The sequence below is a fragment of the Variovorax sp. OV084 genome (genome assembly GCF_900111625.1).
Classification (GTDB): domain Bacteria; phylum Pseudomonadota; class Gammaproteobacteria; order Burkholderiales; family Burkholderiaceae_C; genus Variovorax.
In genome coordinates, this window is the sequence record NZ_FOII01000017.1 from 1 (window position 1) to 24490 (window position 24490).

Consider the following 24490-nt stretch of genomic DNA (forward strand, 5'->3'; position numbering starts at 1 on the left):
GGTGAAGTAGGTCATTCAAGCTCTCCTTCGTAGTGGATTTACGAGTCTAGGAAGAGAACTCCGCAGGTCAATCAACCCGCCCGATCACCGATGCTGTTGGCCGGACTCGGAAGTCTAGCCTTGAGCAGCGACAGTCCGCTTCCGCCCTGCAAAGCGGATGCTCGCATTGTCTGTAGACGATCAGCATGGAGCGCATGGCTGATACCGAGGCCTATCCACAAGCAGCCTCAACCAAACCGAATTCCCTCCATCACGAAGGCTTCAGCCGTCGTACCCCAAAGAACCCGTTCGCCAGGCGGGCCGCGAAACACGCAGCCCGCAGACCAGCCGCTAACCGCCGGTCTCAGGCGCCCCACGTCGCGCCTTCTCGCTCAGCTGAAACAGCTCCCCCGCCTTGCGAGCAAGTTCGGCCGCAAGCCAAAGCAGGTTGTCCAGTCGTCGAAGCCCATCCCCGCTGCACCAGTCGATGTCTTCCCCGTGGCAAACCCACAGGAGAGCTTCAAGCTGAGAGAGGGTGTTTTCGAGAAGATCCGCCGGGTCTTGGGCGTTGTCTTCGGAAGCTACCGGCGTGCGGGGCCGGGCTATAGTCTTGGTAGCCATTTTTGTGCGTTCCTTCCAAGGTGTTGCACGAACTTGGTTAGACGGCTGGGGTGCTCGTAACACCTCGGCCGTCGCCTTTTGATACCTCGCATCTGCATCGCTGCTTTCGCACCGATAACCTGCCGCGAGGCAAGCAGCCTTCAAACATCTCGGTGGCTGTGTGTGTTGCGCCTTTCTTCTTCCCTTGGTGGGGTATCGAGTGACAGGGGCATCCACTCTAGAGAAGAACCCTGCGAAATAGCCGTTCCATGCGGCACGAAGTCTCGGCGACCGCCAACAAATGCAGCTTCCGCAGCGGCTCTGAACGATCACGCCGATGGGGTGCCTTGCGCAGCGAAATAAAGGAGGAGGCCGCAGGCCGGGGGACATTCGCGGAGCAAGGTACCCCGTCGGCGTGAGCGTCGCCCCGAATGACCCCGAGCCCGAGCCCTACGGCATCCCGCGCGCCAACAGATGGTCGACCAACCGGCGCTGCGGAAAGCTCAACGCCTCCTGCCGCGTGCACAGATACATCCGTCGTGAAGCCCAAGCGTCGGTGAGGTTGATAAAGCGCAGCTTCATCTCCTTGCGATAGGTCACCGCAGCCCCCTCGGGCAGGATGCCCACGCCCATTCCCGCTTCGATCATCCGGCACACGGCCTCGAAGCTCTTCACCCGCACACGCAGCTTCAACACCTTGCGCGCACTCATGGCGGCGTCTTCCATCGTGCGGGAAATGGCCGAGTCGTCTTCCAGCCCCACGAAATCGAAGTCGAGCAGTTCCTCGAACGACACCTCGCGCCCGCGCCACGGATGCTTCTGCCGCACGATGGCCACCAGCCGGTCGGTGCGATAGGGAATGAAGTTGAGCGCGGGGTCTGCCGCCTCGCTGGTGATGACGCCCACATCGGCCTGCCGGTCTCGAATGGCCTGCACGATGTAGACGCTGCGGTGCTCTTCCACACTCACGCGGATCTCGGGGTAGCGCTGGCGAAAGCTCGCCACGTCGTCGGGCAAGAACTGGCCCATGGCCGAGGCATTGGCATGCAGCCGCACACGGCCGGTGGCGCCCTGTGCGTAGTCGGACAGGTCGGCGCGCATGCGGTCTACGTCGCGCAGGATCTGGCGTGCATGCATGGCGAGCGACTCGCCGGCGCCGGTGGGCGTCACGCCCTTCGAGGTGCGGTTCAGCAGCGCAACGCCCAGGTGGCCTTCGAGAATGGACAGGCGGCGGCTCGCGGCCGACAGCACCATGTGGCTCTCGGCGGCGGCCTTCGACAGGCTGCCGTGCTCAATGGCGCGCAGGAAAAGCGCCAGCGAATCGAGGTCGGGTCTCATCGGGTTCTCGTCGTGCTGCGGGGGCCGCCATTGTCGGGCCAGCGGGCCGGCTCAAGACGGCCGAAATCCTTTCGGTCGATCGCACTCGCAAAAGACAGATCTTCCGTAAAGCGCCGCGCTTTGCCAAAACGAAGAAGCACTTTCAGAAGACAAGGCGGAAGAATCGTTGCTGCCTCGCCGTCTACCCCGGCGAGGCATCTCGCGAGCCGGCCCTCTACCGGGGCCACGCCCGCATTTCAACGAGTCCTACCCGGAGTCTTTTTCAGTCATGGCATCCCACGAACTGGCCAGCGTTGCGCTGGACGACAAATACACGGCCACAGAAGGCCGGATCTACCTCAGCGGCATCCAGGCGCTGGTGCGCCTCATGCTCGTGCAGAAATGGCGCGACCAGAAGACGGGGCTGAACACCGCGGGCTTCGTTTCGGGCTACCGAGGCTCGCCGCTCGGCGGCCTGGACGAAGCGCTATGGAAGGCGCAGCCGCAGCTCGAAGCCAACGCAGTCAAGTTCTTGCCCGGCGTAAACGAGGAGCTGGCCGCCACCGCCGTCTGGGGCACGCAGCAGGTGCACCTCACCGGCGAGAGCGCGGTCGATGGCGTCTTTGCCATGTGGTATGGCAAGGCACCCGGCGTGGACCGCTGCGGCGACGTGTTCAAGCACATGAGCCATGCGGGCACCTCACCCAACGGCGGTGTCCTGCTGGTGGCGGGCGACGACCACGGCGCGTCTTCTTCCACGCTGCCCAACCAGAGCGACCACCTGTTCGCCGCCTCGATGATCCCGATGCTCTATCCGCAGAGCGTGGAGGAATACATCGAGCTGGGCCTGCACGGCTTCGCGATGTCGCGCTTCGCAGGGCTGCCGGTGGGTTTCAAGGCGCTGGCCGACACGGTCGAATCTTCCGGCTCCATACCGGCCGGCGCGCTCGACGTGCACACGCGACTGCCTTCGGACTTCGTGTTCCCGCCCGGCGGCGTGCACGCGCGCCTGTCGACCGACACGCTCGGCGTGCAGGCGCGCAAGCAGGAAGCGCTGATGCAGGACTACAAGATCTACGCCGCCATCGCCTATGCGCGCGCCAACCGGCTGAACCGCGTGACCATCGACTCGCCCAAGGCACGGCTGGGCATCGTGGCCTCGGGCAAGTCGTACCGCGATGTGCTCGAAGCGCTGGAAGAACTCGGCATCGATGCAGACGAGGCCGCGCGCATCGGCATTCGCCTCTTCAAGGTATCGATGCCGTGGCCGCTGGAGCCCGACTCGATCCGCGAGTTTGCCGACGGGCTCGAAGAAATCCTGGTGGTGGAAGAAAAGCGCCAGATCGTCGAGTACCAGCTCAAGGAGCATCTCTACAACTGGCGCGAAGACGTGCGCCCGCGCGTGATCGGCAAGTTCGACGAACAAGGCGAGTGGGTGCATCCGCGTGGCCGCTGGCTGTTGCCGGCAACGGCCGACTTCTCGGTGGCGCAGATCGCGCGCGTGATCGCAGGGCGCGTGGCGCGCTTTCACACCAGCGACCGCATCCGCATGCGGCTCGCCATTCTTGACGCGAAGGACGTGGTGCTGGGCAAGGCCGTGGCCACGCCCTCGCGGCCAGCCTGGTACTGCTCGGGCTGCCCGCACAACACCTCGACCAAGGTGCCCGAAGGCAGCCTCGCGCTCGCGGGCATCGGCTGCCACGTGATGGCAACGGCCATCTACCCCGAGCACAACAAGACGACGACGCACATGGGCGGCGAAGGTGCGCCATGGCTGGGGCAGGCGTGGTTCTCCAAGCGCAAGCACGTGTTCGCGAACCTCGGCGACGGCACGTACTACCACTCGGGCTCGCTCGCCATCCGCGCGGCGGTGGCTGCTGGCGTGAGCATCACCTACAAGATCCTCTACAACGACGCGGTCGCGATGACGGGCGGGCAGCCGGTCGACGGGCCCATCACTGTGCCGCGCATCGCGCACCAGATGGCGGCCGAGGGCGTGAAGCGCCTCGCGCTGGTGGCCGAAGACCCGACGCGCTGGGCCGACCGCAGCGTGCTACTGCCGGAGCGTGACGGCTTCATGCTCACCGTGCACCACCGCGACGACATGGACGCGGTGCAGCGCGAGCTGCGCGAGTTCGAGGGCGTGTCGGTGCTCATCTACGACCAGGTGTGCGCAGCCGAGAAGCGCCGCCGCCGCAAGAAGGGCGAATTTCCACAGGCCGCGCGGCGCGTGTTCATCAACGATGCTGTGTGCGAAGGCTGCGGCGATTGTGGCGAGCAGTCGAACTGCACCGCGCTGCTGCCCAAGCAGACCGACCTGGGCCTGAAGCGCAGCGTGGACCAGAGCGCGTGCAATGCGGACGAGTCGTGCATCAAGGGTTTCTGCCCGAGCTTCGTGACGGTGGAAGGCGTGAAGCCGCGCAAGCAGGCGCCGGTGGCGGCAAAGGCTCCGGCGGAAGAAGCCGCCCTGCCCGATCCGGCACCGCTCGCGCTCGAAGGCATGCACAACATCCTGATCACCGGCATCGGCGGTACGGGCGTCATCACCATCGGCGCGCTGATCGGCATGGCGGCGCACCTCGAGGGCAAGGGCGTGAGCGTGCTCGACATGACGGGCATGTCGCAGAAGAACGGCTCGGTAACGTCGCACGTGCGCATCGCGCGCGACGCGGCGCAGCTGAAGGCGCAGCGCATTCCTACCGGCGAGGCCGATCTGATCCTGGGCTGCGACATGCTCACGGCCGGCGCGCCCGATGCCATCGCGCGCATGCGGCCGGGGCGCACCTATGCGCTGGTCAACACCTTCGAGCAGCCGACGGGGCATTTCGCGCAGCAACCCGACTGGGAGTTTCCGGCCGCGCAGGTGCGCGCTCTGATCGAGGAATCGGTCGAAGGCCGCGCGGACTTCATCGATGCGACGCAGCTTGCAACGCGGCTCATGGGCGATGCGATTGCGGCGAACCTGTTCCTGCTGGGCTTTGCGTTCCAGAAGGGCTTTGTGCCGCTGTCCGCCGAGGCATTGAACAAGGCCATCGAGATCAACGGCGTAGCCGTGAAGGCGAACCAGGCTGCGTTCCGCTGGGGCCGCAAGGCGGCGCTGGATCTTGCCGCAGTAACGCGTGAAGCCGCGCCTTCGAAGGTGGTGGCGCTGCAGCGGCCGCAGAGCTTCGAGGCGCTGGTGGCGGACCGCACCGCATTCCTCACGGCGTACCAGAACGCGGCGTATGCGCAGCGCTATGCCGAACTGGTGGAGCGCGTGCGCGCGGTCGAACAGCGCGAGCGCGGCAGCACGCAGCTGGCGAAGGCCGTCGCATCGGGTCTCTTCAAGCTGATGGCCTACAAGGACGAATACGAGGTTGCGCGGCTCTACACCGACAAGCGCTTCATGGAAAAGCTGGGCGAGCAGTTCGAAGGCAAGCCGGTGCTGCGCTTTCACCTGGCGCCGCCGGTGCTCGGCCGCCGCGATGCCGAGGGCCGCGCAGTGAAGACGAGCTTCGGGCCGTGGATGATGGGCGCGTTCCGCCTGCTCGCGAAGTTGCGCGGCCTGCGCGGCACGGCGCTCGACCCGTTTGGCCGTACCGCCGAACGGCGCATGGAGCGGCAGCTGATCGAGGACTACCGCGCGATGGTCGAAGACCTGCTTGCGCGTTTCGATTGCATCGACTTCGACACCGCGCTGTCGCTGGCACGGCTACCCGAGCAGATCCGCGGCTTCGGGCATGTGAAGGAAGAGAGCGTGGTGTCGGCGCGTGTGCGGTGGGGTGTGCTGGTGAAGCAACTGGACACGGCGCCTGCTTCCCGTGCACGCGCCCCGCAGCAGGCGCAGCCCGTGGCGGCCTGAGCCCCGAGCCAGCGGCATTCGAGGGGGCCTGCCGGCGATCAGGGCAAAATTCTGATCGCCGCGCCGGTCGGCCCCTGTCTCCCATGCCGCCAATCACGCCCGCTCCTCTGCCACCCCCAACCCGCCCGCGCCGCCGCTACCGCGCGGCAGCCGCATGGGCGGCCGCACTCGCGCTGGCGCTGCTGCTGATCGGCCTCGCAGCCCAATGGGCCGCGAGCCGCGAAGCTAACTTCCAGGCCGACTCGATCCGCCGCGCCATGGAAGTCCACGTACTGGGCCTGCGCGATGCCGCCGGCAAGTACAGCTACCTCCCGTTCACGGCAAGCCTGCATCCGGACGTGCTGGCCGCGCTGGCCCATCCGCAAGACGCGGCGGTGAAGCAGCGCGCCAACCGCTACATTGAGGAAGTGAACCGCCAGGCGGGCTCTGATGCGCTCTACCTGATCGACCTGCAGGGCATGACGCTGGCGGCCAGCAACTGGGCAACGCCGCAGACCTTCGTCGGCGAGTCGTATGCCAACCGGCCCTACTTCATCGACGCCCGCGCGGGACGCAACGGCTTGTTCTACGGTGTGGGCCAGACGACCGGCGAGCCGGGGCTCTTCATTTCGGCACCGGTGCGGCCGGACGGCGGCGCGGTGCTGGGCGTGGTGACGGTCAAGGTCAGCCTGCGCCAGTTGCAGGATGCCTGGACCTTCGCGCGCGACCCCATCTTGCTGACCGACGCGCGCGGCATCGTGTTCCTGAGTTCGGTGCAGTCATGGATGTACCAGGCCACGCGAGCCCTGGGCGCCGCCGAGATCGAAGGCATGCGGCGCGACCAGCAGTACGGCGCGCGCACGAACTTTCCGGCGCTGCCGTGGAAGGTCGATCGCGACGAAGGCGGGCCCGGCTACCTCGTGCGCACCGACCTCGGCGGCCAGCCGCGCCGCTTCCTGGCGGTGGACGAGCCGCTGCCCGATCTCGGCTGGACGCTGACGGTGATGGCCGACCATGCCGAAGTCACTCGCGCGCGCGAACGCGCCTGGATGCTGGGCCTGCTGTGTGCCAGCCTGCTGCTGCTGGGCGGCCTGTACTGGCAGCTGCGCGAACGCCGCTTCGCCGAGCAGCGCGATGCGCGGCGCGACCTGGAGCTGCGCGTGCGCGAGCGCACCCACGAACTCGACGAGGCCCACGCCTTCCGCAAGGCGATGGAAGACTCGCTGCTGGTGGGCATGCGCGCACGCGACCTGAACGGCCGCATCATCTACGTCAACCTGGCCTTCTGCGAAATGACCGGCTACGGTGCCGACGAACTGCTCGGCCGGCTGCCGCCCTACCCCTACTGGCACCCTGACGACGTGACGCTGCACTGGCGCCACTACGACGCCATGATGAGCGGCGAGCCCGCGCACGCGGGCTTCGAGTCGCGCCTGCGGCACCGCGACGGGCACGAGGTGATCACCATGGTCTACACCGCTGCGCTGATCGACGCCGACGGCAAGCACAGCGGCTGGATGAGCTCGGTGGTGGACATCACCGAGCAGAAGCGCGCCGAACTGCGCCAGCGCCAGAACGACGAACAGCTGCAGCACGCCCAGCGCCTGGCCAGCCTCGGCGAGATGGCCTCCACGCTGGCCCACGAGCTGAACCAGCCGCTGATGGCGCTGAGCAACTTCGCGAGCGCCGCCAAGGCTTTTGCAGAGCAGGGCAACCAGTCGCTGCTGGTCAGCAGCCTCGACGAGACCATGGCCCAGGCCCAGCGCAGCGCCGAGATCGTGCGGCGCATCCGCGGCTTCGTGCGCCAGCGCACCGCAGGCACCGAAGACTGCGCGGTGGCGGCGCTGGTCAGCAACGCGCTGGCGCTGCTGCAGGGCGAGATGCGCATGCGCCAGGCGCGCGCCGAGGTTCGCATACCGGCAGGGCTGCCCGAGGTGCGCGGCGACCGCGTGCTGCTCGAGCAGGTGCTGCTCAACCTGCTGTCCAACAGCCTGCACGCCATGCAGGCCACCCCGCCGGAACAGCGGCTCGTGGAGATCGAGGCCGAGGTGCAGGAAGGGCGCATGCACATCCGCGTGGCCGACCGCGGGCCGGGCATCGACGCCGCGCTGGCCGAGCAGGTGTTCGCGCCCTTCTTCACCACCAAGACCGGCGGCCTGGGGCTGGGGCTGAACATCTGCCGCACCATCGTCGAGGCCCATCGCGGCCGGCTGTCCTTTGCCAACCGGGCCGGCGGTGGCACAGTTTTCACCCTCGAACTGGAAATCACACCCCCATGAACGCCATGAGCGCTCTTGCCAACAACCTGTGCGTGGTGGACGACGACGAGGCCGTGCGCCGTTCGCTGGGCCTGCTGCTACTGTCGCGCGGCTACGCGGTGCAGACCTTTGCCTCGGGCGAGGCCTTCTTGGCCGGCGCCGATTTGCAGCGCGCGGGCTGCGTGATCCTGGACCTGCGCATGGACGGCGTGAGTGGCCTGCAGGTGTTCGATGCGCTGCGCGCACAAGACAGCCCGCTGGTGGTGATCTTCCTGTCCGGCCACGGAGACATACCTATGGCCGTCGAGGCCGTGCAGAACGGCGCCTTCGGCTGGTTGGAAAAACCGTGCAACGACGAACGCCTGCTGGACAGCATCGCCAAAGCATTGCAGCAGGCTGGCGAGATCGCCGCGCGCCGGCAGGCCCGCCAGGCCGCGCAGGCACTGTGGGACAAGCTGACACCGCGCGAGATGCAGGTGGCCCGGCTGGTGGCCGAGGGCAAGCCCAACAAGCAGATCGCGCAGGAGCTCGCGCCGCTGGAGCAGCGCACCGTGGAAACCCACCGCGCGCATGTGTTCGCCAAGCTGGGGCTGGCGAACAGCCATCAGTTGGACCGGTTCCTGCGGGAACACGCACTGTAGCGACCCGACTGGAAGCAAGGGGGCCCAATGCGCGAGCCCATGGCAGGACCGGAAGTGGCTCGGCGAGCTTCTTGCTTGACCTCATCGCCGCAGCCAGTCGCGTTGCGCAGGAGGACTCCGATGCCGAACTTTTACTTGCCGCTCTCTGGCAATGTGCGCCAGGAAATCAATCCCTGGACTTGGTTTACCAAGATCGCCAATGGGCAGCTTGGGTTCATCAACATCAATATGGGCAAGTCGTCAGACCCTGCTCTGGAGCAGCAGATTCTGGATGACGTCGGAAGCTACGGACGGCAGATTGGACAACTCGGTGATGCGCTGGAGGCGGTTCTCGCGCACATGAAGACCGACACCTGGGAGCCCAAGGCCAAGGAAGCGGTCGATGCCTTCAGGTTTCAGCTCGCCGAGATTCGCCGGCTGAAGCTGAGCCGGACTGACAACAAGACCTGACATTTCTCGGCTGCATATCGAACTGACCTGGGGCGGGCTTTGCGACGTCTTCTGGTCCGGGGACTTCACCAAGGCCGTGCCGTTTCAGTGTCGCTACATCGCAGCGCTGCTCTCGAGTTGATGGCAAATTTCGGCCAGGACCAGACGTTCGCAGCGCCTATGCTAGGCGGTCAAGAACAAGTCCCCTCCCCGGCCACTGCCGCGAGACAACCCGACCATGCACTCGACCGGAACCCTGCGCGGCATCGCCGCGATGCTGTTGGCTTGCGCCTTCTTTGCCTGCATGGACGCGCTGCTCAAGAACCTGGCCGGGCACTACCCGCCGGTGCAGGTGATGGCACTGCGCGGTCTCACGGCTCTGCCCCTGGTGTGCCTGTACATCGCCTGGCGGCGCGAGGCAGCCGGCGTTTTCAGCCGCCGGCTGCGTTGGCGCCTGCACCTGCTGCGCACTGCGCTGAACATGACGATGCTCGTGCTCTTCGTCCATGGCCTGAAGACCCTGGGCCTGGCAGAGGCCTACACACTCACTTTCATCGCTCCGATGCTGATGGTGCTCATCGCCGTGCCGATGCTGGGCGAGTCGGTCCAGCCGCGGCACTGGATCGCGATCGGGCTGGGCTTCGTCGGTGTCGTGATCGCACTTCGGCCTGAGCAGGGTGCCTTCCTCTCGGTGGGTGCTCTGGCGATTCTGGTGGCCGCAGTCTGCTATGCGCTGTCGAACATGCTGGGCCGGCTCATCAGCCGCACCGAATCGAGCGCCGCGCTGGTCTTCTGGACTACGGCCGGCATGGCAGTGGGCGGCGGTCTGCTATCGGCGCCGCAATGGGTGCCAATCCAGGCTGAACACACGTGGGTGCTTGCGGGTTTGTCCATCAGCGGCTTTCTGGGCCAGATGGCTATCGCCGAGGCCTTCCGTCACGGTCAGGCCGCCGCCATCGCCCCCTTCGAATACAGCGCCCTGGCCTGGGCGCTTGTGCTGGACTGGGTGTTCTGGCAGGCCGCGCCCGACGCATGGACGCTGGGCGGCGGGGCATTGATCGTTGCGAGCGGACTGTGGCTGGCGCGAAGCGAGGCGCCAAAATCTGCTCGGCCAAAGAGGCAGGCCACCTGATCCGCGGCGAAGCGGGCGTGCGAAGCCGCATCGGGCAGACAAGATCAACGGCTCAGGGCGCCAGCGTGAGCTTGAAGATCTGGTTGCCGTTGGATGCGCCCACGTAGATGGTCCCGTCGCTGGCGACCGCCACACCAATCGGAAAATTGAAGATGATCGCCGCGCCGGTGCTGTCCCGCAGTGTGCTGATCTCGCCCGCAGGCGTGACCACTCGCGCCACGCCATCCCAGGCATGCGTCAGGAACACGTTGTCATGTGCATCCACCGTTACGCCGTAGGAATAGCCGAGCTTGGCCGGCGTGGCGGCCGTTCCGTCGACCACATTGGAAACAGCGTTGCCGTTGCAATCGCCCAGCAGCGTACTCACTGTGGCGCTGGCCACATCGATCTTGCGCAAGCATGTGCCGTCGGTGTCCGTGTCGTACAGCGTGCTGCCATCGCGGCTGATCGCCAGGCCCTGCGGGCGCGCCATCTGGGCGGCCGTGCCGACTCCGTCGAGGTAGGCCTGCGTGCCGTCTCCGGCGAGCGTGCTCGTGGTGCCATCGGCCGCGACCTTGCGCACGCGCTTGTTTTCCAGGTCTGCCACGAACAGGTTGCCTGCGCCATCCAGCGCAATGCCGGCGGGGTCGTTGAACATTGCAGCGGCCGGGCTGTCGGCGTACCCGCTGGTGCCACTGCCCACCCAGGTGCTGTAGGTTGTGGCGTTGGGGGCGATCTTGTTGATGCGATGCTGGTCGCTCACGTACAGGGTACCGTCGGCGGCCAGTGCCAGGCCATACGGCGTGTTCATGGTCGTCCCCGGCGTTACTTCCGCGCCGCTGCCGCTGGCCGTGTCGATCCTGTAGACCGAACCATTGCCTCCCATGGCCACGTAGAGGTTCGCGCCGCTGGCATCCAGAACGAGTTGATAGGGACGGTTGTATGTCACCCCGGTGGTCGCCAGCACGTTGGCGACCCAGGGTTTGACCGTCAGCGTGGCGGCATGGCTGGTCACACTGCCATTGGGGCCCGTCACTTGCACGCGCAGCTGCTGGCCGCTGTCGGCCAGTTGATTGGCAGCTGTGGTGAAGCTGTCGCTGGTGGCGCCGGAAACATCGGTCCAGTTGGCACCGCCATCAACGCTGCGCTGCCACTGGTAGGTCGTGGCACGCACAGCCTGTACCTTCAACATGGCGGTCACGCCCTGGCCAATGGTGGTATCCGATGGCTGTGTCGTGATGGAGGGCGCGGTGTCTTCCTGCGTCGGTGCCGGCGTCTGCGTTCCCTGAGGAGCAGGTGCAGGAGCGACAGCGAAGCCGGGGAAGCCGCCGCCTCCGCCCCCACCGCCGCCGCAGGCGGCCAGCACGAGGTTCATCATCAGCAGCGCGGCAGGTGCACGCCATGCGCGGGAAACGGTACGAGTGGTATTCATGATGGGCCTTCCTTTTTTCAAGTGGAGTGAACGAGAAGGCCTCCACGGTAGGGTCGGCAACGCCTGCGATCTAGTGTCGAAGGTCATCGCCGAGCAGCAAAAAAAGATGCTCAGGAGCGCATGCAAGCGTGCGTCGTATCGTGCCGCGTCAGCGATGCAAGGGCCTGCAGCAGCCTGTCGGCGGCCACCGGCTTGAGTAGCACCTGCAACCCGGAGTCGAGCATCTGCCGCTGTCGTTGCGGCGCGGTTTCCCCGGTGATCAACAGTACCTGCAAGCCGGGGCTGAAGCACGCGCTCAGTCGCTGCGCCGCGGCAAGTCCGTCGGCACCGTCGGCCAGCCGCACGTCGCACAACAGAACTTCGACAGGGGTACTTCCATGTGCGGCTTGCACCAGCACGGCCTCGGCTTCGGCCTCGCTGGCCACTGCATCGATGGTTACGCCGTGGGCCTGCAGCAGCCCGGTAACGGCTTGGCGGATCGCGGCTTCATCATCGATGAGCAGCACGCGCTGCGGCAATGGCAAGGCAGCGCCTGGGCATGCAGCGAGTGGCACGACACCCGAGGCGGTCACCGCCGGAAGCACCAGGCGAAAGCGACTGCCGTGATGCAGGCGCGAGCGCACCTGCAGCGGGTGCGCCAGCAAGCGTGAGAGCCGCTGCACGATGGACAGGCCGATGCCCAGTCCCTGTGCTCGATCGCGCCCCGGATTACCGATCTGGTAGAACTCGTCGAAGATGCGGCCGAGGTGCTCGTCCGCGATGCCGATGCCGGTATCGCATACGTCGATCCACACCAGCGGCCCGCGTGCGCGGGCAGCCACCACCACGCCGCCGCGCGTCGTGTACTTGAGCGCGTTGTCCACGAGATTGGACAGCAGCCGCTGCAACAGCTGCGGATCACTCAGCACCCAGCAAGGCGTGGCACGCAGCCGCAGTTGCAGATCCCGGTCGGCCGCCTGCGCCACGAACACATTGTTGAGCGCGAGGAACAGCGGATTGAGCTCCACGGGTCGAATCTGCGGCGCCACCTCGCCGGCATCAAGTCGCGAGATGTCCAGCAGGATGTCGAGCGAATCGCCGAGCGTTCCAACCGCATCCATCAACCGCACCGCGTGATTCCATTCCTCCGTGCCCTTGAGCTTCTTTTCAATGACGGCTCCGAACAATGCGATGGCGTGCAGAGGCTGGCGCAGATCGTGGCTCGCCGCGGCAAGAAAGCGCGTCTTCTCCTCGCTGACACGCTGGGTCGCGGCAATCTGATGGCTCAGCTGCTCGGCCAGCGCCTCCTTTTCGAAACGCATGGTCAGCGCAGCTGTCAGCAGCCGATGATGCTGCAGCGCGAACATGATCATGACGCACATGTACAGCAGGCAGCCGGTGGCCAGGAACAGGTGCGTGCTGTCGCCGCGCCAGGCCAGCGCCAAGGTCAGGCTCGCCATGCTGGGCACGATGAAGCGTGGAATGTTGCGCTTGAGAACCGCCAGCGACAGTGCTCCGCCGGCGCAGCCGCCCATCATCATCACGATGACCATGACCCAGAGCCCCAGGTTGCGCCCCGGCGGAACGCACAGCCACGGCGCCAGGCCCCAGACACAGGAGCGCAGCAGCACGTTGCGCGCATTGAAGCGTGCCCAGTACTCGGGATGGGCGGCAGCATCAGGACTGCGCTGGTAGCGCCGATAGGCTCGTCGCAGCGTTAACGCCAGGTGCAGTGCCATCCACAGCAGGACTTGCCAGCGCCACGTGGCCACGAACAGGCCGATGCCCAGCGACTGTGCCGTGAGGAAGTCCGCGAGATAGGCTGCCGGCGCGTTGGCATGGACCGCGGCCACCTGTTCGCGCAGCACCCGCTCGGCCAACTCGGGCGGATGCAAGTCATTCATTGCAGGCATGCGGGGCATCGCCACGTCGAAGGCCGCATGGCGCGGTGGGCTCACTTCAGACTGCTGATGAGCTGGGCTCGCGAGCGCACGCCGAACAGCAACAACAGGGTAGACACATGGTTCTTGACCGTGCCCTCGGTCAGGTGCGATAGCTGTGCGATCTCTTTGTTCGACTTGCCGGCCAGCAGCCAGTCGAGGATTTCGACCTGGCGCACGTTGAGCTGCGGCTGCAACTCAGTCGTCGCCGTCGCCGGCGTCGTGCGGACAGCGACAGGGGCCATGGACGGCGAGGCTGGCAGAGCGACCAGATCGTTGTCCCTCACGTAGCGCAACACCTCGCCCAGGTGACCTGTCTTGGGCAGGAAGGCCTGCGCCCCGAGCGCCATCACCCCTTGCATCAACGCATGGCTGTCCTTGCCCGATAGCACGACCACGCGCGATGCAGGAAAGGCGCGCCTGAAACGCACCAGGGTATCCAGCCCCTGGGAGTCGGGCAGATCGAGATCGAGCAGCACCAGAAGATGCGACGTGAGATGGAACTCGTACAGGCGCAATGCGTCGGCCAGGGAGCGTGCCTCGTACACCGGCACGCTGCCGGTCTCCGCAAGCAGCAGCGCCCTCAGGCCCAGGCGCACCAACTCGTGGTCGTCGACCACCAGGATGCCCCGCGCCGGTATGGCAACGCTGGCCTCGCTACGCAACGGCGCGGCATGCAGCGGCAGGGGGGTGGCAGTAGCCATGGTCCGGGCATCTTAGTGCGGATGGCTGCGAACCTGAAATGACCAAAGTCATGAGATCCGCGGCTCTGCCATGAGCAACATCTGCCATCGGTAGGATGGTTCGGGCTTCACAACATCGCGCGACGTTTCCCCATATCGACACCATCCTGCATCTTTGGATGGAACGCCTTAAGCAGCAGGGCGGCATTGGAATCACGCATGTCTCCACCGGAGAGCCACACAGGTCCAGATCGAACTGATGAGCGATCAAGCCGCTCTCTCGTTGCTCACTACCGGTTCGGTTCGGCGCTGACGCTCGTGACGCAGAGGTTCAATTGCCGCGCAAATAGAAAGGCATAGGCGAAAGGGCATATGCCTTCGGGACATCTCGTTGCAGGGCGTATTAAGCAATCGGCCCGCAGACCGGCATCTCTCTCGTTGCCGTCGGGGTACTCAATACGCCAGCGGTTTGGACGGCATTTCCACCGAAGCTAAAGGTGAGCTGCTCGTACTCGCTACTTGGATCACGCGGCTTGTCTGCTTGGAGCGTGTCGACAGCTCGAACCGCGGCTTGCCAAGCACTTGAGTCGCCACCCGCGATGCGAACCGCCGTATCAAGAAACGCACGCCGAAGCACGACGGCTTGTTGAACAGCCCGGGCACAACCGTGCGCTTTCCGCGCAACATCGCGCGGCAGCTAAATCATCTGCACCACGACCTTGCCCTTGGCGCGCCCACTGTCGACGTAAGCCAGAGCTTTGTGGGTGTCCTGAAACGGGAATACTTTGTCGACGACCGGGCGGATTGCGCCTGATTCGACGAGGGCGGTGATCTCGCGCAACTGCGCCCCATCAGCCCGCATGAAGACGAAGGTGTATTCACCCCCGATCTTTTTTGCCTTCTTCCTGATGCCGAAACTCAGCAGGCGCAGCACCTGCTGGAGCGGCCAGGCCAGTCCTCGCGCGACGGCGAACGTCGGGGTGGGTGGCCCGGAGATGGAGATGAGATGCCCGCCCGGCTTGAGAACCTGGAGGGATTTGTTCAGCTCGTTGGTGCCGAGGCTGTTCAGCACCACGTCGTAGCCGCGAAGCACCGTGGCGAAGTCCTGCTGCTTGTAGTCGATGACGACGTCCGCGCCCAAGGCCTTCACCCAGCCGATGTTGGCCGTACTGGTGGTCGTGGCCACGAACGCGCCGAGGTGCTTGGCAAGCTGGATGGCGATGGTGCCGACGCCGCCGGAGCCGGCATGGATCAGCACCTTCTGCCCCTTCTTCAGCTTGGCAGTTTCGACCAGCACCTGCCAGGCCGTCAGGGCCGCCAGAGGAACGGAGGCGGCCTCGACCATGCTGAGATTCGCGGGCTTCAGCGCCAGCGACGACTCCTTGACGGCAATGAACTCGGCGAAGGTGCCGATGCGATCGTCGTCAGGGCGTGCATAGACCTCATCACCGGGCTTGAAGTTGCGAACGCGAGCGCCGACCCGCACGACCGTTCCGGCCATGTCGTTGCCCAGGATCAGGGGGAGGCGGTAGGGAAGAATCAGCTTGAATTCACCGCTCCTGGTCTTCGTGTCCAGGGGATTGATGCTCGCCGCGTGGATCCGGATCAGGACGTCATCGTCCCGGACCTCGGGGTCGGGCATTTCGCCGATGCGGCCAACTTCTTTCTTTCCGTAGCGATCGATGATGAAAGCTTTCATGGGGTACTTTTTTCAGTCATTGAGGAAGGCCAGCGCCTTGGGCACGAACTCGCCGTGGTACTGGAAGATCCCGCCATGTCCGGCGTCCTTGTAGATGACCAGTTGTGAGCCAGGAATGCGACGCGCCATGTCATGACTGTTCACGGTGGGCACCATGATGTCGTTGTCGCCATTGGCGATCAGCACAGGGATGCGGATGCCGCCCAGATCCTGCGGCGCCTGCTGGCCCCAGGCCTTGATTGCCTTCAACTGTCGCAGGAAGGCACTGGGCGTCGGCCCGTTGTCCCGATCCGTCTTGCGTTCCCTCAGTCGCTCCAGGAAGGCTTTGGCGGCTTGACGACCATTGGCCGTGGAGGTGAAGAACAGGTAGGTCTTCGGATCGCGCAGCGTCAACAAGCCTTTGACCATCAGCGGCCAGGAGACCGCCCCTACCTGGTCGATGCCTTTGCCGCCCGCCGGCCCCGTACCGGTCAGGATGAGCCGGCGCACCAGGCCGGGGGCTTTCAGCACAATGTCCTGCGCCACGAATCCTCCGAGGGAGAAGCCAAGCAGATCGACCTTCTCGAAACCCAGCGCGTGGATCAGTGCGATCGCATCCCGTGCCATCGCGTCGATGGTCACAGGTGCCGTTCCGCCCGAAGCGCCGACCCCCCGGTAGTCGATGGCGATGATGCGATGCCGGCGGGAAAGCCCATCGACGATACGCGGGTCGAAATTGTCGAGGACCGCGCCCCAATGGTTGAGCAGGACCAGCGGCACGCCACTGCGCGGCCCCAGGTCGCGGTACGCGAACGCAGTCCCGTCGACATCGATCGATCGGGTGGCGGTGTCGATGTAGGGCACGCTCGATCCTGGGTGCCGGTCGGTAGGGGTCAACGTCATCGTCATCGTATTGGCGGTCAGGCGTTCACATCGACGATGGTGCGCCCCTGAACCATCCCTGCGAGGACTTGACTGGCGACATCAGACACCTCTGCCAGGCCAATCACCTTGGTGGTCCGTGCAAGCTTGCCCAGATCCAGGTCGCTGGCCAGGCGCGACCACGCCTGCAGCCGCACAGGCTGCGGCGCATTGACCGAGTCGATACCTGCGAGGGTGACGTTGCGCAGGATGAACGGCAGCACGGATGCCGGCAGATCCGCGCCCTGTGCGAGGCCGAAGGCCGCGACCACGCCGCGATACCGGGTCTGCGCCAGGACGTTCGCCAACGTATGGCTGCCGACCGAATCGATGGCGCCGGCCCACCGCTCCTTGGCGATCGGTGCGCCCGCTTCGGACAGGGTGTGGCGGTCGATGACGTCCGCCGCGCCCAGCGCACGCAGGTAGGCGGCTTCGTCGAGTCGGCCGGTCGATGCGATCACGCGATAGCCCAGGCCCGACAGCAATGCGATGGCCACAGAGCCGGAGCCGCCATTGGCGCCGGTCACCAGGATGTCTCCACGCTCGGGCGTCAGACCGCCATGCTCCAGTGCGAGCACGGCCAACATGGCGGTGAACCCGGCGGTGCCGATGGCCATGGCATCCCGGGTCGAAAAGACCTCCGGGATCTTGACCAGCCAATCACCGCTCACTCGCGCCTTCTGTGCGAAGCCGCCGTGGTGCGTCTGGCTCAGTCCCCAGCCGGTCGCCAGCACACGGTCGCCGGCGACGAGGCCGGGGTAGGTCGACGACTCGACGACACCGGCAAAGTCGATGCCCGGAATCAGCGGAAACTGGCGAATGACTGGTGACCGGCCACTGAGCGCCATCGCGTCCTTGTAGTTCACCGTCGAGTACTCGATCGCGACGGTGACGTCACCCGGCATCAGATTTTCGTCCTTGAAGTCGACCAGGCTGCTTGAAATGGTGTCGCCAGTCTTGCTGGCGAGCAGTGCCTTGAATGTCATGTGCCGTCCCTTCCGCTCTGGGGCTTTTTGCGGTTTCAGGCGGCGGCTCGATAGCGCTCTGCCACATGCGCCTGCCGGATGTCCCCGATCAAGGTCTGCCGTGCCGCGTTCAGCACCTCCCAGCGCGCGCCATCATGCAGCGGCGGGATGGTCACGAGTTCGCGGCGGTCGAATCCGACCAGTGCGGCATCTACCAGTTCTTCCACTCCCATCAGATCAGGCATCGCGCTGCTGTCGATGCCCGCACGCTCCCAGATCTCGGTACGGGTTCCGGCTGGCAACACCGCCTGCACGTAGACACCCTTGGGCGTGAGCTCCAGGCTCAGCCCCTGGGACAGGAACAGCACGAAGGCCTTGGTCGCGCCGTAGACCGACATGCCGAACTCGGGCGCCAGGCCGACCACCGAGCCGATGTTGACGATCGCGCCTTTGCCAGCCTGCGCCAGGCGCGGGGCGACGGCGCTCGCCAGCCTGACGAGTGCGGTGGTGTTAAGACTGACCAGTCGGGCGACATCGTCTGTCGATTGGTCGATGAAGTGACCGGATAGTGCAGCCCCGGCGTTGTTGATCAGGGTTTCGATCCTGGTGTCCTCGCGCAGGCGCGTCTCGACTGCGGCCAGATCGCCGGGCTGGGTCAGGTCGGCCGGAAGGATATCGACGGCAGCGCCGGTTTCCTCGCGCAGGCGCGCAGCGAGCGTTTCCAGGCGCGCCTTGTCGCGCGCCACCAGCACAAGGTCGTGGCCGCGGCGTGCGAAGCGGTCGGCATAGATGGCGCCAATGCCGGTCGAGGCGCCCGTGATGAGAACAGTGGAATGGGATGTCATGTGTTTTCTCTTGATCGAAAAGGTCGTTGGTCAGGCAGAAAAAGGGGATGCGGGCGGCATCACTCCTTCAGAAACTGGATCGCGTGTTGCCCCAGAGGCGATAGGCGAATTTGTCGCCATCCACCTCGAAGAAAGGGGGGGCGGTCAGGTGGGTATCGCTCATTTCCAGAAGCCTTCCGAGGTGAGTCAGCCTAATGATGTCGATTGTCATCTTTGTTGTCAAGGGGTTTGATGATGATTAACATCAATGTATATTCATGACTTCACTGATGGCACATCTAGAGAGATCCTTGACATGAAGGTCACCAAAGCGCAGGCCCAGGCGAACCGGGCACACATCGTCGAGACGGCCTCCACGCTGTTTCGCGAGCGAGGCTATGACGGGGTGGGGATTGCGGACTTGATGGCGGGCGCAGGGTTCACCCATGGTGGCTTCTACAAGCACTTCGGGTCCAAGGCCGACCTGATGGCAGAAGCGGCAACATGCGGTTTTGCGCAGACGGCGGCCAAGGCCGAAGGCGTCGATGCGATGGAGTTCGTCAAGCACTACTTGTCCCGTGAGCACCGCGATGCTCCTGGTGACGGTTGCACGATGGCCGCACTATGCGGAGATGCCGCGCGTCAGACGGAGTCGATCAAGACGGCTTTTGCGGCCGGCGTTGAAAGCTTGCTGGCGAACCTGGCAAACCAGTGCGGCGCGACAGAGGAAGGCGATGAGTGCGGCGACGCGCGTGCCAAGCGGATCGACGTCATTGCACAGGTAATCGGCGCAATAGTGCTGTCACGGGCGTGTCCTGACGACTCACCACTCGCCGATGAAATTCTGGATGTATGCCGCACTGCAGTCCTGTCGAGGCTTTCCTCGCCGACCCTTGGCTCCTCCCTTGCCTAGATCAGCCAGTCCAGTTTCTTGCACACGCTGAAAGATGACCGCTTTGCGGATTTCGACGTTTCCGCTGACCGTTAACCCGCCAAGACCATCCCCATCGGAACTCACTCGCAGAGCTTGATCCAGCGTTCAAGTCGCCCCACCACACGCGGAGTATTGAGCCGGGCAATCGACCCTTCCATGTCCTCGGCGCCTTCGCTCTGGCACAGCAGTACAACCTCTTCACGCACCGCGCCAGTACCAAAGAACCCTTCGCGATCAAGTTGTTCCATCGCAGCGACGCAGGCTTCGAAGAGGCCCGCGTGCAAGACGTCGAACTCAACACTGCAAGGCAAGTCATTGCGGTGGCAGGGCAGAATCATGCGGTAGGCGATGTCGAGGAACTCGTCGCCCTCCGAATGGGGCCACTCGGCGGAGCACCAGATCTCGCTTTCGTCGTCCATGTCGCCGGGCTCGCCCAGCGCAAGAATGCCAGCGGCGTGGACGATGGTCATCGCGCTGTCGTCACTGCCGAGCGCGAAGAGGCGGATGGTTTCGTCGGGGTGGGCCGCGCGAATGGCCTGGAAGGCGCGGCGAGCACCATCGCGAATCTCGGCGGTGAGCAGGGGGAAGTCGATGCGAGCCGGGTCGTGTGTGCCCTGGCGCACCCGCTTGTAGCCCCGGGCCTCGATCTCGCTGCTGCGCTGCACGAGGGCGTCCTTCGCGGCCTGCGGACTGGCAAACTCGGCGACGCTGGAGCGCCCCATGGTTTTCACCTTGCCATTCGCGGCCCACAGTGAGCTGCCGAACTGGCGCAATTCGTGGAAGTCGGTGGGCACCTCGTTGTCGAAGCGGTAGAACAGTGACCATGTCATGGCGGCGAGAACTCCTTCTGGCGGGGCGCGGTGTCTCCTGAATTTGAACATTCAGCTTGTGCGCAATCACGCTGCCCGTTCGACCCACTGGGCGCGCCAAGCGGGGGCGTCGAAGGGATCGGCAAAGTATTGAGTCTCGCGCGATACCTTTCCACCCCGGAACTCCATGATGCTCACGGTGAAGGCGCTCTTGCCCCCGTAGTCGATCGCATACTCGGTTATCCAGAGACTGCCCTCCCCCACGATCCGCCGGACCACAAACCCAGATGGCTTGCCGGGGTGATGGCTGCGAAGTGCCTGCAGGTTGTGCCGGCCGTGGATGACCTCGCCTGACTGCGGGTAGGTGCACACGGCATCGTCGTGATAGATCTCATGCTCGACGACCTGGTCGCCTGCGGCGGACGCAGCCCAATGTCTGTCGATAGCCGTCCGGATGATCTGCTCTTCCATCATCGACCTCCATTGCGAGCCCGCTTGCTTGCGGCACCCCATTCTAGGTATTTACCCTTGCGTACCGATACGTAGCCGCCCGGCGGCAGGCTACGGACGACAGCCCGGCGGCGGCCGGACAGACTCGGCGGGACGGCTTCGCGCGGCTTTGCGGCGGGCCGCAGCAAGAGACAAGCAAGGACCCCTTTTCATGACCGCCATCGCAAGCAGTGCGACCGCCGGCGCCTCCAGCCCCGACGCGACCACCGCCAACAACACCCCGTACACCTTCGAAGAAAAGCGCAAGCGCATCTTCGCCATCTTTGCCGCCTCGTCCGGCAACCTGGTGGAGTGGTTCGACTTCTACGTCTACGCCTTCTGCGCCATCTACTTCGCGCCGGCGTTCTTCCCCAAGTCCGACCCCACCGTGCAGTTGCTGAACACCGCTGGCGTGTTCGCTGCCGGCTTCCTCATGCGCCCGATCGGCGGCTGGCTGTTCGGCCGCCTGGCCGACCGCAAGGGTCGCAAGACTTCGATGGTGACTTCGGTCGTCATGATGTGCGTGGGCTCGCTGGTCATCGCCTGCCTGCCAACCTATGCACAGATCGGCGCCGCTGCGCCCGCGCTGCTGCTGGCCGCACGGCTGCTGCAGGGCCTGTCGGTCGGTGGCGAATACGGCACCACCGCCACCTACATGAGCGAAGTGGCGATGCGCGGACAGCGCGGCTTCTTCTCGTCGTTCCAGTACGTCACGCTGATCGGCGGCCAATTGCTGGCGGTGGTTGTCGTGGTGGTGCTGCAGCAGGTGCTCGACGAGGCCGAGCTCAAGAGCTGGGGCTGGCGCATTCCGTTCGTCATCGGCGCTATCGCCGCGGTGGTCGCACTCATGCTGCGCCGCACGCTGACCGAAACCGCGAGCACCAAGACCCGCGCCGCCAAGGGCGCCGGCTCGATGCGCGAACTGTTCACGAACCACAAGCGCGCCTTCTTCGTGGTGCTGGGCTACACGGCCGGCGGCTCGCTGATCTTCTACACATTCACCACCTACATGCAGAAGTACCTGGTGAACTCGGCCGGCATGTCGATCAAGACCGCAAGCAACGTGATGACGGCCTGCCTGTTCATCTACATGTGCATGCAGCCGCTGTTCGGCGCGCTGTCGGACCGCATCGGCCGCCGCACCAACATGCTGCTGTTCGGCGCACTGGGCGCGCTGATGACGGTGCCGGTGCTGAGCAACCTGCAGAACGTGAGCAGCCCGCTGGTGGCCGGCATGCTGATCACGCTCGCGCTGGCGGTAGTGAGCTTCTACACCTCGATCAGCGGCATCGTGAAGGCCGAGATGTTCCCGCCCGAGATTCGTGCACTGGGCGTAGGCCTGTCGTACGCGGTGGGCAATGCCATCTTCGGCGGCAGCGCGGAATACGTGGCGCTGGGGCTGAAGTCGATCGGGCACGAGTCGTACTTCTACTGGTACGTGACGGGAATGATGGGAGTGGCCTTCCTCGTCAGCCTGCTGCTGCCGAAGCAGGCGACGTACCTGCATCACGACAAGTAAGCAGGCGCCCCGACAGAGCACCCCTGCAAACCGGGCGACAGAGGGCCCGGAAATACCCTCTGATTTCCTCGCAAGCCCCCGGACCGGACCTGCCCGTCCGGGGCCGCGTCTTCGGCACGGCGCGGCACGGCGGCCATGCCGCCGCAACGTGCCGAGCAGGCGCCTCCCGCATTCGAGGGATGCTGCATCCGTCGAGAAAGCACAGACTCGGGACGGCCTCCATGGCCTGCTTTCACGACGAAGGAGCACAAGGCATGAACGAAATTCTCTCGGCGTGTGCCCAGCAGATGACGCAGCAGAATGGCGTTGCGTTTCGCGACTGGCTTTCGCTGCTGGCGCTGGTCGCAGGCATATGCACATTCATCTGGAAGCTCTACGCGGACACGAAGTCCGCCCGCTACCGGGAAACCGTCGGATTTCTCGAGAAGCGGACCGCCGGGCTGATGGCCGACTGGAAGCTCGTGCAAAAGGCTGTTGCAGAAGGCCAGGACTTTGACGATGCGGCAAAGAGCATGCTGGGCATGCTCGATACCGTGGCTCTCCTGGTCAAGAAGAAAGCCTTCGACAAAGAGCTGGTCTACAACTACTGGTGGGCGTACTTCATCGATGCGAAGAAGAACCCGGCGGTCGAGGCATGGATCAAGGCTCGCCACGATCTCGACAAGCACGTCCTGGAACACTTCCTGGAGCTCCACGCCGAGTTCAAGAAACGCTGCGAGGCGGAACAGGCTCAGGCGACGATTACCACCGCGCCCCCGCCTCCTTCCGCATAGACCCGACGAGGACCTCTCTCAGCCAGCGTGGCGCTTCGGTGCGACGTGTGCCCCGCTTGCATCCCACCGCTTTGTTCCCCCTTGGGCAGCTGCCCAAGGGGAACAAACCGATGGACCAGAAGACATGTAGGCCGTTGATCAGCTAGTACTGCAAAAAGGCAGGCAAAAAACAAAGTCGTGGACTGCCCCCTCTAGACCAAACTCCAAGTGACAGCTGTGCAAGTATCAATGTTCTGGACTAGCCGATCCACGGACCATAGGCGCATCAGGTAGCCCGCATGAACGGCGCGCACTTTGATACGCAAGACGCCATCTGACATGTCTGGAAACGGCGGGACAGATCGACTTCTGTGAAGTTTGGGACGCGAGAGGTCGAGAAAAGCGATTCTTTGAGATCATGTAGCGACGGCCTGCGAAGGTAAGTGCTCAGTGCGGATCGGAAGCCTCGTAGACCAGCACTGCAGCGGCCAAGTCCTCCAGCGCGGTACCCACGGCCTTGAAGACGGTCCGCCCGTCACTTTCGGCTCGTCCCTGAGTCCTGCCCGCGGCCAGATCGGCCAACTCTCCCGCTACATCTGCGGCGGCGAACACGCCGCGCGACATGGGCCCGAGCAGTTCGCCGCTCTTGTGCAACGCTTCTTGCGTATCGACAAACAGGCGTGCGCCAGCAAAGCAGGCATCGTCGGCTTCGCGCATCTGCGGCGTGAAGCTGCCGATCAGGTCGAGGTGGCTGCGCGGCCGCAGCCACGCGCCCTGCACCAGTGGCTGCGTGGCGAGCGTGGCACAGCTCACGACGTCGACATCGTTCACCGCCTTGGCGAGGTCCGGCGCGACGGCCGCCTCGATGTTCTGCGCGCACAGCCGCGCAGCGAGTGCCTTCGCCGCGGATTCGTCGCGGTCCCACACCGCTACTCGTTCGATGGGAAGCACGGCACGGTAGGCCTCGGGAACAAGACTGCCGACACGCCCGCAGCCGACGACCAGCAAACTGCGCGCACCCGCAGGCGCGAGATAGGACGCGGCCAGGGCCGATGCGGCAGCGGTGCGCCGCGAAGTGATCTCGTTGCCGTCGATCTGCGCCAGCGGCTCGCCGGTGCTTGCGTCGTACAGCACATAGGTCGAGAACAGTCCGGGCAGGCCGCGCTGCGCGTTGTCCGGGAAGATGGTCACGGTCTTGATGCCCAGGTAGCGGTCGCGCTGCCACGCCGGCATGACCAGCACGGTGCGGGGCGGGTCGTCCGCCCCGACCTCGAGCGAATGCGTGTGCCGTAACGGCACCTCGCAGCCAGCGACGAACATCTCCCGAAGCGCCGGGATCAGGCGTTCGAAGGGCAGCGCACGGCGGGTGCTTTCCGTATCGATGATTTTCATAGGGTTGCGGATGGAATC

21 protein-coding genes are annotated in these 24490 nt (G+C 65.0%); 8 read left to right on the top strand and 13 right to left on the bottom strand.

The genetic code is table 11. The features are described from left to right. Positions 1-330 precede the first annotated feature (330 nt). Positions 331-600 (bottom strand): hypothetical protein, encoded by a 270-nt coding sequence (locus tag BMW87_RS27880; RefSeq protein WP_093080472.1) that lies wholly within the window; start codon positions 598-600, stop codon positions 331-333. A gap of 429 nt (positions 601-1029) precedes the next feature. Next, positions 1030-1917: a LysR family transcriptional regulator gene (locus BMW87_RS27885; RefSeq protein WP_093058171.1), complete on the bottom strand. Its 888-nt coding sequence runs from the start codon at positions 1915-1917 to the stop codon at positions 1030-1032. A 268-nt stretch (positions 1918-2185) separates the two neighbouring features. On the opposite strand from BMW87_RS27885, the gene BMW87_RS27890 reads away from it, so the two are divergent. The 5 genes from BMW87_RS27890 to BMW87_RS27910 all read left to right on the top strand — a co-directional run bounded on the left by BMW87_RS27890 (position 2186) and on the right by BMW87_RS27910 (position 10176). Continuing rightward, positions 2186-5737: an indolepyruvate ferredoxin oxidoreductase family protein gene (locus BMW87_RS27890; RefSeq protein ID WP_093080475.1), complete on the top strand. Its 3552-nt coding sequence runs from the start codon at positions 2186-2188 to the stop codon at positions 5735-5737. Between the two features lie 83 nt (positions 5738-5820). Next, positions 5821-7995 (top strand): sensor histidine kinase, encoded by a 2175-nt coding sequence (locus tag BMW87_RS27895; RefSeq protein WP_177192856.1) that lies wholly within the window; start codon positions 5821-5823, stop codon positions 7993-7995. Between the two features lie 5 nt (positions 7996-8000). Then, a complete protein-coding gene (locus BMW87_RS27900) occupies positions 8001-8615 on the top strand; it encodes a response regulator transcription factor (protein ID WP_093080676.1) in 615 nt (204 codons plus the stop codon). Between the two features lie 120 nt (positions 8616-8735). After that, positions 8736-9065, top strand: coding sequence for a hypothetical protein (locus tag BMW87_RS27905; protein ID WP_093080477.1), 330 nt, complete (start codon positions 8736-8738; stop codon positions 9063-9065). 217 nt (positions 9066-9282) lie between these two features. Next, a complete protein-coding gene (locus tag BMW87_RS27910) occupies positions 9283-10176 on the top strand; it encodes a DMT family transporter (RefSeq protein ID WP_093080480.1) in 894 nt (297 codons plus the stop codon). Between the two features lie 52 nt (positions 10177-10228). Here BMW87_RS27910 and BMW87_RS27915 read toward each other — a convergent pair whose 3' ends face one another. The 8 genes from BMW87_RS27915 to BMW87_RS35380 form a co-directional block, all read right to left on the bottom strand. After that, positions 10229-11587, bottom strand: a complete 1359-nt coding sequence (locus tag BMW87_RS27915) for an NHL repeat-containing protein (protein ID WP_093080483.1) — start codon at positions 11585-11587, stop codon at positions 10229-10231. Between the two features lie 110 nt (positions 11588-11697). After that, positions 11698-13524 carry an ATP-binding response regulator gene (locus tag BMW87_RS27920; RefSeq protein ID WP_371258865.1) on the bottom strand — a complete coding sequence of 609 codons (1827 nt, stop codon included), beginning with the start codon at positions 13522-13524 and terminating at the stop codon, positions 11698-11700. Further along, the gene (locus BMW87_RS27925; protein WP_093080485.1) at positions 13521-14210 is read right to left on the bottom strand and encodes a response regulator transcription factor; all 690 of its coding nucleotides are present in this window, start codon (positions 14208-14210) and stop codon (positions 13521-13523) included. Before BMW87_RS27925 ends, BMW87_RS27920 begins: the two co-directional genes overlap by 4 nt. A 676-nt stretch (positions 14211-14886) precedes the next feature. Continuing rightward, on the bottom strand, positions 14887-15888 hold the full coding sequence (locus BMW87_RS27935) for an NADP-dependent oxidoreductase (protein ID WP_093080488.1): 1002 nt from the start codon (positions 15886-15888) through the stop codon (positions 14887-14889). Positions 15889-15900: 12 nt separating this feature from the next. Continuing rightward, the gene (locus BMW87_RS27940; protein ID WP_256216942.1) at positions 15901-16731 is read right to left on the bottom strand and encodes an alpha/beta fold hydrolase; all 831 of its coding nucleotides are present in this window, start codon (positions 16729-16731) and stop codon (positions 15901-15903) included. Positions 16732-16787: 56 nt separating this feature from the next. Continuing rightward, entirely contained in the window at positions 16788-17774 is a 987-nt protein-coding gene (locus tag BMW87_RS27945) for an acrylyl-CoA reductase (NADPH) (protein WP_093080493.1), read from the bottom strand. Between the two features lie 35 nt (positions 17775-17809). Beyond that, a complete protein-coding gene (locus tag BMW87_RS27950; RefSeq protein WP_093080495.1) occupies positions 17810-18598 on the bottom strand; it encodes an SDR family NAD(P)-dependent oxidoreductase in 789 nt (262 codons plus the stop codon). Between the two features lie 67 nt (positions 18599-18665). Then, entirely contained in the window at positions 18666-18809 is a 144-nt protein-coding gene (locus BMW87_RS35380) for a hypothetical protein (protein WP_218149785.1), read from the bottom strand. Positions 18810-18893: 84 nt separating this feature from the next. Here BMW87_RS35380 and BMW87_RS27955 point away from each other — a divergent pair, with 84 nt between their 5' ends. Next, positions 18894-19490: a TetR/AcrR family transcriptional regulator gene (locus BMW87_RS27955; RefSeq protein WP_177192859.1), complete on the top strand. Its 597-nt coding sequence runs from the start codon at positions 18894-18896 to the stop codon at positions 19488-19490. Positions 19491-19591: 101 nt separating this feature from the next. On the opposite strand, the gene BMW87_RS27960 is transcribed toward BMW87_RS27955, so the two are convergent. Continuing rightward, positions 19592-20392, bottom strand: coding sequence for a DUF4303 domain-containing protein (locus BMW87_RS27960; protein ID WP_256216943.1), 801 nt, complete (start codon positions 20390-20392; stop codon positions 19592-19594). A gap of 15 nt (positions 20393-20407) precedes the next feature. Further along, a complete protein-coding gene (locus BMW87_RS27965; RefSeq protein ID WP_093058192.1) occupies positions 20408-20791 on the bottom strand; it encodes a nuclear transport factor 2 family protein in 384 nt (127 codons plus the stop codon). A gap of 190 nt (positions 20792-20981) precedes the next feature. Between BMW87_RS27965 and BMW87_RS27970 the strand changes: the two genes are divergently transcribed. Next, positions 20982-22328, top strand: a complete 1347-nt coding sequence (locus tag BMW87_RS27970) for an MFS family transporter (protein WP_093080502.1) — start codon at positions 20982-20984, stop codon at positions 22326-22328. A gap of 254 nt (positions 22329-22582) precedes the next feature. Beyond that, positions 22583-23101 carry a DUF4760 domain-containing protein gene (locus tag BMW87_RS27975; RefSeq protein WP_093080505.1) on the top strand — a complete coding sequence of 173 codons (519 nt, stop codon included), beginning with the start codon at positions 22583-22585 and terminating at the stop codon, positions 23099-23101. 426 nt (positions 23102-23527) lie between these two features. Here BMW87_RS27975 and BMW87_RS27980 read toward each other — a convergent pair whose 3' ends face one another. Then, positions 23528-24472 carry a bifunctional Delta(1)-pyrroline-2-carboxylate/Delta(1)-piperideine-2-carboxylate reductase gene (locus tag BMW87_RS27980; RefSeq protein WP_093080507.1) on the bottom strand — a complete coding sequence of 315 codons (945 nt, stop codon included), beginning with the start codon at positions 24470-24472 and terminating at the stop codon, positions 23528-23530. Positions 24473-24490 lie beyond the last annotated feature (18 nt).

What these genes read in the sequence shown, in the direction of transcription:
- BMW87_RS27945 (WP_093080493.1), bottom strand. Translation starts at nt 17,774, where the DNA reads ATGACATTCAAGGCACTGCTCGCCAGCAAGACTGGCGACACCATTTCA.
- BMW87_RS27885 (WP_093058171.1), bottom strand. Translation starts at nt 1,917, where the DNA reads ATGAGACCCGACCTCGATTCGCTGGCGCTTTTCCTGCGCGCCATTGAG.
- BMW87_RS27970 (WP_093080502.1), top strand. Translation starts at nt 20,982, where the DNA reads ATGACCGCCATCGCAAGCAGTGCGACCGCCGGCGCCTCCAGCCCCGAC.
- BMW87_RS27925 (WP_093080485.1), bottom strand. Translation starts at nt 14,210, where the DNA reads ATGGCTACTGCCACCCCCCTGCCGCTGCATGCCGCGCCGTTGCGTAGC.
- BMW87_RS35380 (WP_218149785.1), bottom strand. Translation starts at nt 18,809, where the DNA reads ATGACAATCGACATCATTAGGCTGACTCACCTCGGAAGGCTTCTGGAA.
- BMW87_RS27980 (WP_093080507.1), bottom strand. Translation starts at nt 24,472, where the DNA reads ATGAAAATCATCGATACGGAAAGCACCCGCCGTGCGCTGCCCTTCGAA.
- BMW87_RS27880 (WP_093080472.1), bottom strand. Translation starts at nt 600, where the DNA reads ATGGCTACCAAGACTATAGCCCGGCCCCGCACGCCGGTAGCTTCCGAA.
- BMW87_RS27950 (WP_093080495.1), bottom strand. Translation starts at nt 18,598, where the DNA reads ATGACATCCCATTCCACTGTTCTCATCACGGGCGCCTCGACCGGCATT.
- BMW87_RS27900 (WP_093080676.1), top strand. Translation starts at nt 8,001, where the DNA reads ATGAGCGCTCTTGCCAACAACCTGTGCGTGGTGGACGACGACGAGGCC.
- BMW87_RS27915 (WP_093080483.1), bottom strand. Translation starts at nt 11,587, where the DNA reads ATGAATACCACTCGTACCGTTTCCCGCGCATGGCGTGCACCTGCCGCG.
- BMW87_RS27935 (WP_093080488.1), bottom strand. Translation starts at nt 15,888, where the DNA reads ATGAAAGCTTTCATCATCGATCGCTACGGAAAGAAAGAAGTTGGCCGC.
- BMW87_RS27975 (WP_093080505.1), top strand. Translation starts at nt 22,583, where the DNA reads ATGAACGAAATTCTCTCGGCGTGTGCCCAGCAGATGACGCAGCAGAAT.
- BMW87_RS27910 (WP_093080480.1), top strand. Translation starts at nt 9,283, where the DNA reads ATGCACTCGACCGGAACCCTGCGCGGCATCGCCGCGATGCTGTTGGCT.
- BMW87_RS27895 (WP_177192856.1), top strand. Translation starts at nt 5,821, where the DNA reads ATGCCGCCAATCACGCCCGCTCCTCTGCCACCCCCAACCCGCCCGCGC.
- BMW87_RS27960 (WP_256216943.1), bottom strand. Translation starts at nt 20,392, where the DNA reads ATGTTCAAATTCAGGAGACACCGCGCCCCGCCAGAAGGAGTTCTCGCC.
- BMW87_RS27905 (WP_093080477.1), top strand. Translation starts at nt 8,736, where the DNA reads ATGCCGAACTTTTACTTGCCGCTCTCTGGCAATGTGCGCCAGGAAATC.
- BMW87_RS27965 (WP_093058192.1), bottom strand. Translation starts at nt 20,791, where the DNA reads ATGGAAGAGCAGATCATCCGGACGGCTATCGACAGACATTGGGCTGCG.
- BMW87_RS27955 (WP_177192859.1), top strand. Translation starts at nt 18,894, where the DNA reads ATGAAGGTCACCAAAGCGCAGGCCCAGGCGAACCGGGCACACATCGTC.
- BMW87_RS27890 (WP_093080475.1), top strand. Translation starts at nt 2,186, where the DNA reads ATGGCATCCCACGAACTGGCCAGCGTTGCGCTGGACGACAAATACACG.